We start from the raw sequence: 11970 nt of genomic DNA, 5'->3' as shown, positions 1-11970 counted from the left end.
GTAGTTCCCCTATCTTCTATCTATATACAACCGGCACGCGTATGCGACCCGCCCAGTAACACAACGCTCGGCGGGAATTTTGAGCCTTTTACCGAAAACTCGTTTATTTTAGCGATTTTAGATAAGAGGGGTTTCCTCGCCTGCAGGTTCAGGGTCGCTCCACATAAAACCATCGCCGGCGCCCACACCTTCGTACAGTACATATGCCGAAAAGCCGCTCTCGAGCGTCGTCTCAAAGAAACTCACAAGCAGGGCGTCATGGTAGCCGCCATCAATTTCGACACAACCGGTGTAGCCGATGGCGTAACGGGCGATGCGACCCAGGCCCTCGTCCTTAAGGCCCATCTTGTGCTCGGAGATAAAGTTGGTGGCAGCCTCGAGGCATGCCTCCTCGCCGTCCTCGTCGAGTGCCGCCAGATAGCGGTTGGACGCGGCGTCTTCGATCGCAACGACAACACCGGGGTTCTCACCAGCGGCCAGGTCGTCTAAAAATGCCCCGATGAGGTCGCACACCATGGCGTCGAGCTCGGCGGAGACGTTTCCGGCGTCCTGCATATCCTGTGCCATTTTTAGACCTTCCCATCGAGTCCGGCGTCGTTACATCTCTTGTGCCTCGGCAGCGATCTTGGCGGCGGCGTCGCGGGCGCGCATCATATCGGCCGCGCGCTTATCGAGTACCTTGATCTGGTTGGTCAGCATCACGGCATCGACCACGCCCCAGATGACCAAGCCCGTCGAAATCGAAAACCCAAGCGCACCAACTGTACCACGAAGCCGCGATGAGATTGCCACGACAAGTGCGGAGACGGCAACCATCTTGATAAAGGAGGCACGGCGCTCGCGAAGCGTGCGGGCCTGCGTCACATAGGCGATGCGTGCGGCCTCGGATGCCTCCGAGCGCATCTGGGCCTCGCGGGCAATGGCGGCGGCTTCGGCTGAAACGCCGCGACCCATCAGTGCACACTCCGTCTCATGGCTACTCGTCATTTAAAAATCATCGGGCGAGAGCGTATGGACGAACTCGTCGAACTTCTCAAATTCCTGCTCGTCATCGACTTCCTCGGCAACCGGAGAGACGGTCCCCAGGCGGTTCATGATGTCGTCCTCAACAAACATGGGAGCATTGCTGCGCACGGCGAGGGCGATGGCATCGCTCGGACGCGCATCGATCCTATGCTCGTTGCTGTCGGCCAAAACAACGACCGTCGCATAGAACACGGGAGGCTCGGCACGGACAATCTCGATGCGCTCGAGTTTTGCATCCAGGGCATCAAGCGTGTCGAGCAGCAGGTCATGGGCGATCGGGCGCTCGGCACGACCGCTGTCGATACCGCGGCTAATAGCCGCAGCCTCAAACGAACCAGTTTGGATAGAAAGGGAGCGCAGCGGCGCAGGGGAGTCCGATTTGCTGCAGCGCTCGCGAAGTACGATAAGCGATGGCACGGGACCGGCGGCCATGACGATGGTCTCTATGTCGACACGAACCATGGAACACCTCCGGTACGTAGCGGTTAACACGCGGCGCCTTCGCCGCATTGAATAGCTATACTACCCAATCTTTCGTACAGCACACAAAACCAAAATGAGTTTTATCACACACAAGAAAAAAGCCCCGAGGCCATGCCTCGAGGCTCTTCACAGTTTTGATGGTGGACCTGACAAGATTCGAACTTGTGACCTCCCGGTTATCAGCCGGACGCTCTAACCAACTGAGCTACAGGTCCATCATGGTGGAGGTTAGGGGGATCGAACCCCTGACCTCAGGCTTGCAAAGCCCGCGCTCTCCCAGCTGAGCTAAACCCCCACGGAGACAGTAATAAACACCCCAGCGGCGACTCGGCTCTCGCTGGGGTGTTTATTGCGAAAGAAAGTGGTGGACCTGACAAGATTCGAACTTGTGACCTCCCGGTTATCAGCCGGACGCTCTAACCAACTGAGCTACAGGTCCATCGCGCAAGGGATATATTAGACGAGTCGTTACGCGCGCGTCAACAACTTTTTTGAAAATCTTTGGAGTGTGCCCGCCGAGTGGGCGAGATGGGTTAGGTTTGTCGCTCGGGCAGTCCTGCGCAAGACGAAGGCCACATTAAGTGGCCTTCTTTGCGTGCGGAACTCGCGACAAACCTAACCCATCTCGCCCACTCGGCGGGCACGGGGTCCAGGATTGTCAAAAAAGCGGTCGGCGCGCAGTGCGCCGACCGCCGATATATGGGGTCTGATATTTTCTACCAGCTAGGGCCTCTTACTCGTCTAGGAGATCCTCTGGCATGTCGTTGCCGTCGCCTAGATCGACTGGGGTCTTTTCGGCATCGACCGTTGCCTCGGCCTCGGCGCCTTCGCCTTCGGGCTTTTCCTTAGCTGCCGTCATGCGGGCGACAGCGCACACACGGTCGTTGTCGTCGACGGTCATCATCTTGACGCCCTGGGTGGCTCGGCCGGTCTGGCTAATCTCATCGGTCTTGACGCGAATGACCGTCGCGCCTTCCGTCACGATGAACAGCTCGTGCTGCGGACCCACCGTCTTCATGGCCGCGAGGTTTCCCTTACGCTCGGTCATCTGGATGGTGTAGACGCCCTGACCGCCGCGGTTCTGCTCCGGATAGTCCGCGACCGGCGTGCGCTTGCCGTAGCCGCGCTCGGTGATGACAAACAGGTCGCCGTTGCCGTTGGTAACCTCCATACCCAAAACGCTCACGCCGTCCTTCATGCTAATACCGCGAACGCCGCTGGTATCGCGTCCCGTGGCGCGAACCTGGTCCTCGGGGAACATAATCGCCTTGCCCGCAGTGGTGGCCAGGATAATCTTGTCGCCCTCGCGCACACGGCGCACGGCGAGCAGCGCGTCGTCGTCCCTCAGGTTAATGGCAATCAGGCCATCACGGCGGCTGCGGTCGTAGGAGCTCATCACGGTCTTCTTGACCATGCCGCTCTTGGTGGCAAACATCAGGTACTCGTCGGCGGGGAACTCGCGGCAGCTGATGACGCTCGCAATCTTCTCGCCTTCCTCAAAGGGCAGCAGGTTGACGATCGCCGTGCCGCGCGCCTGGCGCGTACCCACCGGCAGCTCGTGCACCTTCAGGCGGTAGACCTTGCCCTTGCTCGAGAAGAACAGCACATACTCGTGCGTGGATGCGATAAACATCTCGTCGATGACGTCGTCCTCTTTAAGGTTGACGCCCGACACGCCCTTGCCGCCGCGCTTCTGGGCGCGGTAGGCAGCCACCGGGATGCGCTTCACGTAGCCGGTGTGGGTGATGGTCACGACCATGTCCTCGTCGGCGATGAGGTCCTCGACATCCAGATCCTTTTCGACATGGCTGATCTCGGTGCGGCGTTTGTCGCCGAACTTTTTCGAAATCTCGCGCATCTCCTCCTTGATGACGCCCAGGATCTTCTCCTCATGCGCCAGCAGGTCCTCGTAGTAGGCGATGGCGCGGCGCAGACCGTCCAGTTCTTCCTGGATCTTGTCGCGCTCCAGGCCAGTCAGGCGGCGCAGCTTCATCTCGAGGATGGCCGTGGTCTGCTCGGGCGTAAAGCCAAAGCGCTCGATCAGGCGGCCGCTTGCCTCGGAGTCGGTCTGCGAGGAACGGATAATGCTGATGACCTCGTCGATATGGTCGAGAGCCATCAAGTAGCCCTCGAGGATATGGGCACGTGCCTGGGCCTTCTTAAGGTCAAAGCGAGTGCGGCGGGTGACGACGTCGACCTGGTGGTCGATGTAGTGCTGCAGCATCTCGCGCAAGCTCAGGCATTTGGGAACGCCGTTGACGAGTGCCAGGTTGTTGGCGCCAAAGGTCGTCTGCAGCGAGGTGTACTTATACAGGTTGTTGAGCACGACCTGCGGAATGACGCCCTTCTTGAGCTCGATGACCAGACGGATGCCCTTTTGGTTGGACTCGTCGCGCATGTCCGAGATGCCCTCGATGCGCTTGTCGTTTACGAGCTGGGCGATCTTCTCCTGCAAGGTGCCCTTGTTGACCATGTAGGGAATCTCGGTAAAGACCAGGCGGCTGCGACCGGTCTTGGTGGATTCCACGTGGGCCTTGGCACGCACGGTAATGGAGCCGCGACCGGTCTCGTAGCTCTGCCTAATGCCGGCGCTGCCCATGATGATGGCGCCGGTGGGGAAGTCCGGACCAGGCATGATCTGCATAAGCTCGTCGACGGTGGCGTCGGGATTGTCGATCAGGTAGCAGGTGGCCTCGATCGCCTCGGTGAGGTTATGCGGGGCGATATTGGTGGCCATGCCGACGGCGATGCCCTGGCTGCCGTTGACCAGCAGGTTGGGGAAGCGCGCGGGCAGCGCCACGGGCTCGGCGAGCGACTCGTCGTAGTTGGGCTGCCAGTCGACGGTATCCTTTTGCAGGTCGCGCAGCAGCTCCATGGCGGGCTTTGCCAGGCGGCTCTCGGTATAACGCATAGCCGCCGCGCCGTCGCCGTCAATGTTGCCGAAGTTACCGTGGCCGTCGATGAGCGGCGTGCGCATGGAGAACCACTGCGCCAGACGAACCATGGCCTCATAGACCGCGAAGTCGCCGTGCGGATGGTACTTGCCGATAACTTCGCCGACCGTCCAGGCCGACTTCTTATGCGGGCGGTTGGGGTAGATGCCGCTCTCGTTCATGGCGTACAGGATGCGGCGGTGCACCGGCTTTAGGCCGTCGCGCACGTCCGGCAGGGCGCGCGCTGTGATGACCGACATCGAGTACTCGATGAACGACTGCTTCATCTCGCGGCCGAACTCCGAAATCTGGAGCTGGCCGCCGTTGATATCCTCGCCGGCCGAGGCGCCGCGATCGACCGCACCGAAGCTCTCCTCGAGCTCGGCGTCGTCATCCTCGTCCTCTTCATCCTCGGCGTCGGGGTTATAGGAATCCGGATCGCCGTCCTCGCCCTGCTCAGCGCGGGCGAGCAGGCGCTTCAGATCATCGGGCATGCCGGCGTCGCCGGCCTCGTCCACACCCTCGTTGTTGTTGATATCGTCTGCCACGTTACCTCCTCTTAAGCGTCAAGGAACCGAGCATCATGCGCATGCTTTTCAATGTACTCGCGGCGATAGCCGACCTCGGAACCCATGAGCTCGCGCACGGCGCGGTCCGCCACCACGGCGTCCTCGATCGACACGCGCTGCAGGATACGAGTCTTGGGGTCCATCGTCGTCGAGGCAAGCTGCTTGGGGTCCATCTCGCCCAGGCCCTTGTAGCGCTGAACGGTATAGCCCTTGCGCTTCTTGGTGATCTTGCCGTCCTTGGCCTTGCCGTCCTCGTCGTTGTCGTCGGGGTTCAGGCCCAGGCTCTGAATGGTGTCGCGCAGAATCTCGTCTTCGGGCTGGCGGCCGTTGGGATACACGTAATGGATCTTGTTGCGTACCTTAATGCCAAAGATGGGCGGGCAGGCAACATAGACATAGCCGGCATCGATCAGCGGGCGCATGTACTTGTAGAAGAACGTCAGCAGCAGGATGCGGATATGCGCACCGTCAACGTCTGCATCGGTCATGATGATGATTTTGTGGTAGCGCGCCTTGCTGATATCGAAGTCGCCACCGTCGCCGGCGCTCGTCGTGACGCCGCAGCCGATCGCGGTGATGAGCGACTGGATGGTGTCGCTCGAGAACGCGCGGTGGTCACCCACGCGCTCGACGTTCAAAATCTTGCCGCGCAGGGGCAGAATCGCCTGGATGTCTCGGCGACGGCCGTCCTTGGCCGAACCGCCTGCCGAGTCGCCCTCTACGATAAAGAGCTCGGTCAGCTCGGCATCGCGCACCGAGCAGTCGGCGAGCTTGCCGGGCAGCGACGCCGTCTCGAGCAGACTTTTGCGACGGGTCGCCTCGCGCGCCTTGCGGGCGGCGTTGCGGGCCTTGCAGGCCTGCTGGGCCTTCTTGACGATCTCGCGGGCGGGCTTGGGGTGCTCCTCCAGATAATCGGTCAGTCCATCGGTCACGATCTTGAGCGTGAGCGCGCGCATGTAGGAACTGCCGAGCTTCGCCTTGGTCTGGCCCTCAAACTGTGGATCGGGCAGTTTGACCGATATAACGGCCGAAAGACCCTCGCGCACGTCGTCACCGCTCAGGTTGGCGTCCTTCTCCTTGAGCAGGTTCTGCTTGCGGGCGTAATCGTTAATCACGCGGGTGAGGGCGGTGCGGAAGCCCTCGAGATGCATGCCGCCCTCGGGGGTGTAGATGTCGTTGGCAAACGACATGACGTTCTCGCCATAGCCGGCATTCCACTGCAGGGACACCTCGACCTCGCCCATCTTGGTCACGGGCGCATCCGGATCCGATTTACCCTCGATATAGATGGGCTCCTTAAAGGCCTCGGGGACGTCTTTGCCGTCGTTGAGGAACTTAACGAAGTCGATGATGCCGCCCTCGTAGCAGAACTCCTCCACGTGGGGAGTCGCCTCGCGCTCGTCGGTCAGCACAATCTTGAGATTCTTATTGAGGAACGCCGTCTCCTGCAGACGGTTGTGCAGCGTATCGAAATCGTAGACACAGGTCTCGAAGATCTCGTCGTCGGGCCAGAAGTTGACGGTGGTACCCGTCGAATCCGAGGTGCCCACGACCTTCATCTTCTTGACGGTCTTGCCGCGCGAGAACTCCATCTCGTAGACGTTGCCATCACGGCGCACCTGCACGACCACGCGCTTGGACAGCGCGTTGACGACGGAGATGCCCACGCCGTGCAGTCCGCCCGAGACCTTGTAGGCCGAGTTATCGAACTTACCGCCGGCGTGCAGGATCGTCATGACGACCTCGAGCGTCGGGATCTTTTTGATAGGATGCTCGTCGACGGGGATGCCGCGCCCGTTGTCGACGACCGTGATGGAGTTGTCGGCGTGGACCGTCACCTGAATCTCGGTGCAGAAACCGGCCATGGCCTCGTCAACGGAGTTGTCAACGATCTCCCACACCAGGTGATGCAGGCCGCTGGCGCTCGTCGAGCCGATGTACATGCCCGGGCGCTTACGAACGGCCTCGAGACCTTCGAGAATCTTAATCTCGCCGCCATCGTAATCGTTTTCGTTTGCCACACGTCCTCCTTCAGCTAAGAAAATGTGTACAGCCTTACTAGTTTATCGTAAAAAAATACCCTCGGGAACGAGGGTATTTGGCTCTACAAGGCCACCAGATGCGATTTAAGGCTCTTTTTTGCTTTGCACGCCCTTGGCCCACTCGGCACTAGCTCTCATGGCATTCTCGAGGGCCTCGCGCAGTTTTTGATCTTCGATGGGCGCCACTTGGCGCTCAATCTCGCCGCGTTCGGCCTCGCTGAGATCGGCGTGCGGAGCCGGCGGGCGCTCGGTCACGGCTGGGCGCAGGCGCTCCTTGGCAGCCGGCGGCGTGTGACCGGGCGCGGTCGTTTTGAACACCAGGCCGTCCACATGCGCCCCGGCCCGCTCCATGCGTGCCCGGATGATCTCGCGCAGCAGCGTCATCTCCTGCGTCCACGAGGGCGAATCGAGATACACCAGCAGCTCATTGGACTCGGGCAGGTAGCGCAGGCCCGTCACGTGGCGTCCCTCGCGCGTGCCCGAGCACACCGCATTCCAGGCGCGATAGACCGCACGAGATTCCTCTGCAGCCTCCATTTGCGCGCGGCGCTCAGGTGTTGCGGCCGCCAGGATGCGCTGACGCTCGGCATCCAAAAAGCCGCCAAAGGCAACCGTTCCGTCCTCGCGCTCGTAATTAGCACGTCTCACCCATGCTCACCACCTTGGCTCGATCAAGCAGGTCATCGGTAAAATACCCCAGATTGGTGGTGGTTATGACCGTCTGGATGTCATCACCGATCAGCTGCAGAAAAGCGCCTCGCCGCCCGGCATCGAGCTCGCTCATCACGTCGTCCAAAAGCAGCAGTGGCGCGGTGCCCAGGATATCGCGCGCCACGGCCACTTCTGCCACCTTCCAGGCAAGCACCAGCGTTCGCTGCTGGCCCTGGCTGGCAAATGAACGGGCCAATCGGCCCGCGACGGAAAACTCAATCTCGTCGCGATGCGGACCCACAAGCGTCACGCCGCGGCGCATCTCCTCATCGGCACGCTCATCAAGGGCCGCGAGCATATGCTCGTATGCCCAGTCCTTAAGTTCCTCGCGCCCCTCGGTTTGAGGCAAATCCCCCAGCGTGGACACATAGGACACGCCTGCGTCCTCACCGGACGCCACCTGCCCATACGCGGCGCGCACATGGCCTGCCAGTCGGTCGAGCAGGGCCAAACGATGTACGAGCAGGGCTGACCCGGCGCGGGCGATGGAGTCATTCCATGCGCCGAGCATCTCGCGGCAGCACCAGGACTCCTTGAGCAGGGCGTTGCGCTGCGTCACGCAACGCCCGTAGGTGCTCGCCAGGTCGGCGTAACGGGCGCTCAGTTGCACGCCAAAGTCATCGAGGGCGGCGCGGCGCACACTGGCACCGCGTTTGACCATATCCAGATGATCGGGGCAAAACAGCACGCTCGGCAAAACCCCGCGCACGCCGGGGGCCGAACATCTCTTGCCGTTACGGCTAAACGAGCGCTTGCCGTCCTCAACGCCCAGCCCCATATCGAGCACGCGGCCATCGCCCTCGAGTCTCAACTCGAGCCTGCACGAGCCCGTGCCGTCGTGCACGAGCTCGGTAGCGGTGGGATGCCTAAACGAGACGCCGCTCGTCAAAAGCTGCAGCGCCTCTATAAGGTTGGTCTTTCCCGCCGCGTTGGGCCCCGCAAGCACCGTCACGCCCTCGTCCAGGTCAAGACGGTAGCTATCGAAACTGCGGTAGCGCGCGACGGAAAGGTTGCGGGCAAACATGGTCATGGCGCAGCGCTAGATGCGAACCGGCATGACCAGGTACAGGTAGTTGATCTTGTCGTAGGACTTAAAGATACCCGCCTGCGAGTAGCTCTTGAGCTCAAGCGTGATCTCCTTCTCCTTGGACAGGGCATTGAGGCAGCCAAAGATGTAGTGGTAGTTAAAGGCGATGGTGCCCGACTCGCCCTCGGCCTCGACATCGATCGTCTCCTGCGCCAGATCCTGGTCATTGGAGATGGAGGACAGGCCCATCTGACCGTTCTCGACATCGATCTCGAACTTGACGGCGGGGTTCGCGCTCGCGATGACCGCCACGCGCTTGAGGGCGGCATTAAAAGCCGCCACGTCGATCTTGACGCTCGTTACGCACGAATCGGGGATGAGCCGCTTGTAGTTGGGGTACACGCCCTCGATACGGCGCGACACGTAGGTGGTGTTGCCGGCCTCAAAGACAACCTGGGTGTCGGTGGCGCCGATCATGATGGTCGCCTGGCTGGCCATGATGCTCAGGGCGTCGTTGAAGGCGTCGGCCGGAACGTTGAGCTCAAAGGACCCCTCGAGCGTCGAGGTCTCGACCTGGGTGTCGCATACAGCCAGACGGAAGGAGTCGGTTGCCACCAGGCGCACGGTGTTGTTCTCGACCTTCATGTGCACGCCTCCCAGGATGGGGCGGGCCTTATCGGTCGAAGTGACGCGCCACACGCGGCCGACCATCTCGGACAGGATATCGGTCGGGAGCTCCACCGCACTTTCGATGGCATAGGCGGGGAACTCGGGGAAATCGTTGGCGTCGAGCGTGTTGAGGCGGAAGGAGCTCTTCTCGCATCCGATCAGCACCTGACGCTCCGAGAGCTCAAAGGTAACCGGGGCGTCGGGAAGGGTCTTCGTAATGTTCGAGAGCATCTTGCAGGGAATCACCATCTCGCCCTCTTCTTCGACATGCGCGGCAATGCGATGACGAATCGAGATGGTGTAGTTAGAGGTTTGGAATTCCAAGATGCCGTCCTGCGCCTTAACGAGCACGCCCGACAGGATGGGAAGGGTAGATGCCGAAGCGACGCCTTTCATAACGACGCCGATGGCTTGCGTGAGCGAGCTTTGGCTGACGGTGAACTTCATCTTTTAATACCTTTCTATAGATATAAATATCTTAATAATAGTAATAGCACTGACGAAACTGTTGATTACTCCCAAAAGCGCTGGTCAACCCCAAAAAGAGAATCGACAGCGCCCTGTGCGTAACCGACCGTGTTTTCCACGTTCAAAACCTGCGGAAAACTTTTCATCGCCTTGTGGCGAGTTTTAGACATGTTATGCCCGGCGTTTCGACAAGTTTTCAACAGGTGTCTCTATTTCCCTACGAGCGCAGTGTAATTTTATCTCGCAGCGACTTGAGGTCTTCGGTGACGGTGCGGTCTTCCTGGATCATCTTCTGGACCTTTTTGTAGCTCGTGCTGACGGTCGAGTGGTTGCGGTTGCCAAATTCGGCGCCCACCGCCGTGGTCGTCATCTCGCACATCTCGATGGCCAGATAGATGGCGATATGGCGTGCTTTGGCGATATTGGCGTTGCGACGCGGGCCGATGAGCTCCTCGTGTGTCACGCCGTACTGCTCTTCGATGACGGACTGAACCGTCTGGACGTTGATCTTTTTGGCCGATGTGTCGAAGTACTGGCTGGCGATGGCGTCGATATCGTCAAAGGTGAGCTCTCCGCCCTCGCGCTCGCGGTCGCCCGCCTCGCCGGCGCAGCGCTCGCAAAAGCTCTCGAGTTCGCGGATGTTGGTGCCCGACACCTCTGCCATGTGCTTAAAGTGCTCATCGGTCAGGTGCCCGCCGTCGCCCCCATAGGCCGCCAGCAGCGAGTCGTCGCCTGCCTCGGGAGCGGCGACGATGGTGTTCTCGTAATAGCGCTGCAAGATCTTGTATTTCATCTCGTAGCTGGGCTCTGCGACTAGGCAGAGCATGCCGGCGTTGAAGCGGCTGGTCAGACGCTCGTCCATGCTCAGGTCCTTGGGGGCGCGGTCTGCCGCGATGACGACTTTCTTGTTGTTGCGGATGAACTCGTCCATGAGCTGGAAAAAGTAGTCCACGCTCGCGCGCTTGCCGATGATGTTTTGGATGTCATCGATGATGAGCACGTCCACACCGTGGTACGCCTGCATGATGGGGGCGTTGCTCTTCTTTTGGCGGTCGAACTCGGTCATCAGGTCGTCCAGATATGCCTGGGAGTTGGCATACTTGACCTTGATCTCGGGCGACTTCTCGGCGAGCTCGTTTTTGATGGCAAGCAGCAGGTGCGTCTTGCCCAGGCCCGATTTGCCGTAGATGAACAGTGATGTGCATGTGCCGCGCTCGTCCGCGAGGGCGGCAAACTTGAGCGCCGAGCGATAGGCATGGCTGTTCTCGGGGCCGTAGACAAAGTTCTCAAAGGTAAATTTTGAGTTCGCGGCGAGCGGGGCTCCATCCGTATTCTGCTCGGCCGGCACGGTTGGTGCTGGCATGGGTGAAGCGGGGGTCGCAGCTTGCGTGGATTTGGTCGGCGCTCCGCCCTTCATCTGGTTCATCATGCGACGAAAATCGTCGGCCGAGAGCGTGTTCTTGATTGCAATGCCCGAATCCGCGCCCGCCGCTGCGTCGTGTGCGATGGGCATGTGCGTGACGGGTGCGCTCGTTGACGTCGCCGCCGCGGTCGGCAACGGTGCCATGGTTTCACGGGAAACATCGCTGTGCTGGTGCTCGATTGTCGGCACGTCGTCTGCGGAGGCCGGCACCGACGGGGAAGCGGCGGGAGCCGTGGCGGGCGCCGTCGCGGCAGTGGATTCCGTCGCGGCGCCTTGCGGTGCCACGATGTCGAGCGCAATCGGTGCAAAGGCGATTTCTTCCAGATAAGCCTCAATAGTCGGCTGATGCTTTTTGAGCTGCGCGATGGCAAAGCGCGAGGGGGCCTCGATCGTGAGCGTATCTTCGGTCAGGCTTATGGCGCGCGATTGCCCCAGCATGTTGATGAGGCGTGCATCTTGGCCGTCGCGCTGGCAAAAGGCGATGGCATCCCCCAGGATGATGCTTGCTTCCTCGTCCACTGTCTCTCCCGTTCTTTAGCTCTGAGCTCGCACGCGAGCGGCGCCGAGTTCGGTCAGATGGTATTTCTGGCCATGCTTGATGACCAAGCCGGCCTGCGCC

The 11970-nt window shown here is 60.6% G+C and carries 9 protein-coding genes and 3 tRNA genes; all 12 read right to left on the bottom strand.

Translation table 11 applies throughout. The annotated features are described in order from the left end of the window. Window positions 1-117 precede the first annotated feature (117 nt). Window positions 118-567: a hypothetical protein gene (locus tag ACGHEN_RS00060; RefSeq protein WP_035136509.1), complete on the bottom strand. Its 450-nt coding sequence runs from the start codon at window positions 565-567 to the stop codon at window positions 118-120. A 30-nt stretch (window positions 568-597) separates the two neighbouring features. Then, entirely contained in the window at window positions 598-987 is a 390-nt protein-coding gene (locus tag ACGHEN_RS00055; protein WP_390396253.1) for a hypothetical protein, read from the bottom strand. Next, complete coding sequence (locus ACGHEN_RS00050) at window positions 988-1488, bottom strand: bifunctional nuclease family protein (protein ID WP_368141474.1); 501 nt, start codon at window positions 1486-1488, stop codon at window positions 988-990. It abuts the gene before it with no gap. A gap of 159 nt (window positions 1489-1647) precedes the next feature. Then, window positions 1648-1724, bottom strand: a tRNA-Ile gene (locus ACGHEN_RS00045). Between the two features lie 4 nt (window positions 1725-1728). Continuing rightward, window positions 1729-1804, bottom strand: a tRNA-Ala gene (locus ACGHEN_RS00040). A 67-nt stretch (window positions 1805-1871) separates the two neighbouring features. Next, window positions 1872-1948: transfer RNA gene (locus tag ACGHEN_RS00035), tRNA-Ile, on the bottom strand. A gap of 294 nt (window positions 1949-2242) precedes the next feature. Further along, window positions 2243-4936, bottom strand: coding sequence for a DNA gyrase subunit A (gene gyrA / locus ACGHEN_RS00030; protein WP_390399341.1), 2694 nt, complete (start codon window positions 4934-4936; stop codon window positions 2243-2245). A gap of 65 nt (window positions 4937-5001) precedes the next feature. Further along, window positions 5002-7032: a DNA topoisomerase (ATP-hydrolyzing) subunit B gene (gyrB, locus tag ACGHEN_RS00025; RefSeq protein ID WP_390396250.1), complete on the bottom strand. Its 2031-nt coding sequence runs from the start codon at window positions 7030-7032 to the stop codon at window positions 5002-5004. 105 nt (window positions 7033-7137) lie between these two features. After that, a complete protein-coding gene (locus ACGHEN_RS00020; protein WP_390396248.1) occupies window positions 7138-7701 on the bottom strand; it encodes a DciA family protein in 564 nt (187 codons plus the stop codon). Continuing rightward, the gene (gene recF / locus ACGHEN_RS00015; protein WP_390396245.1) at window positions 7688-8794 is read right to left on the bottom strand and encodes a DNA replication/repair protein RecF; all 1107 of its coding nucleotides are present in this window, start codon (window positions 8792-8794) and stop codon (window positions 7688-7690) included. Before recF ends, ACGHEN_RS00020 begins: the two co-directional genes overlap by 14 nt. A 9-nt stretch (window positions 8795-8803) precedes the next feature. After that, window positions 8804-9907: a DNA polymerase III subunit beta gene (gene dnaN, locus ACGHEN_RS00010; protein WP_390396242.1), complete on the bottom strand. Its 1104-nt coding sequence runs from the start codon at window positions 9905-9907 to the stop codon at window positions 8804-8806. Between the two features lie 238 nt (window positions 9908-10145). Next, a complete protein-coding gene (locus tag ACGHEN_RS00005) occupies window positions 10146-11870 on the bottom strand; it encodes a DnaA ATPase domain-containing protein (protein ID WP_390396239.1) in 1725 nt (574 codons plus the stop codon). Window positions 11871-11970: the final 100 nt, after the last annotated feature.

Origin of the sequence: Collinsella sp. i06-0019-1H4 (genome assembly GCF_042849575.1) — a bacterium.
Classification (GTDB): domain Bacteria; phylum Actinomycetota; class Coriobacteriia; order Coriobacteriales; family Coriobacteriaceae; genus Collinsella.
Note: the sequence above shows the minus strand (reverse complement) of the source record. Positions and strands in the feature narration are given on the sequence as shown.

Coding starts and splice junctions, on each gene's coding strand:
- dnaN (WP_390396242.1), bottom strand. CDS start 9,907: ATGAAGTTCACCGTCAGCCAAAGCTCGCTCACGCAAGCCATCGGCGTC.
- ACGHEN_RS00055 (WP_390396253.1), bottom strand. CDS start 987: ATGACGAGTAGCCATGAGACGGAGTGTGCACTGATGGGTCGCGGCGTT.
- gyrA (WP_390399341.1), bottom strand. CDS start 4,936: ATGCCCGATGATCTGAAGCGCCTGCTCGCCCGCGCTGAGCAGGGCGAG.
- ACGHEN_RS00060 (WP_035136509.1), bottom strand. CDS start 567: ATGGCACAGGATATGCAGGACGCCGGAAACGTCTCCGCCGAGCTCGAC.
- ACGHEN_RS00050 (WP_368141474.1), bottom strand. CDS start 1,488: ATGGTTCGTGTCGACATAGAGACCATCGTCATGGCCGCCGGTCCCGTG.
- recF (WP_390396245.1), bottom strand. CDS start 8,794: ATGACCATGTTTGCCCGCAACCTTTCCGTCGCGCGCTACCGCAGTTTC.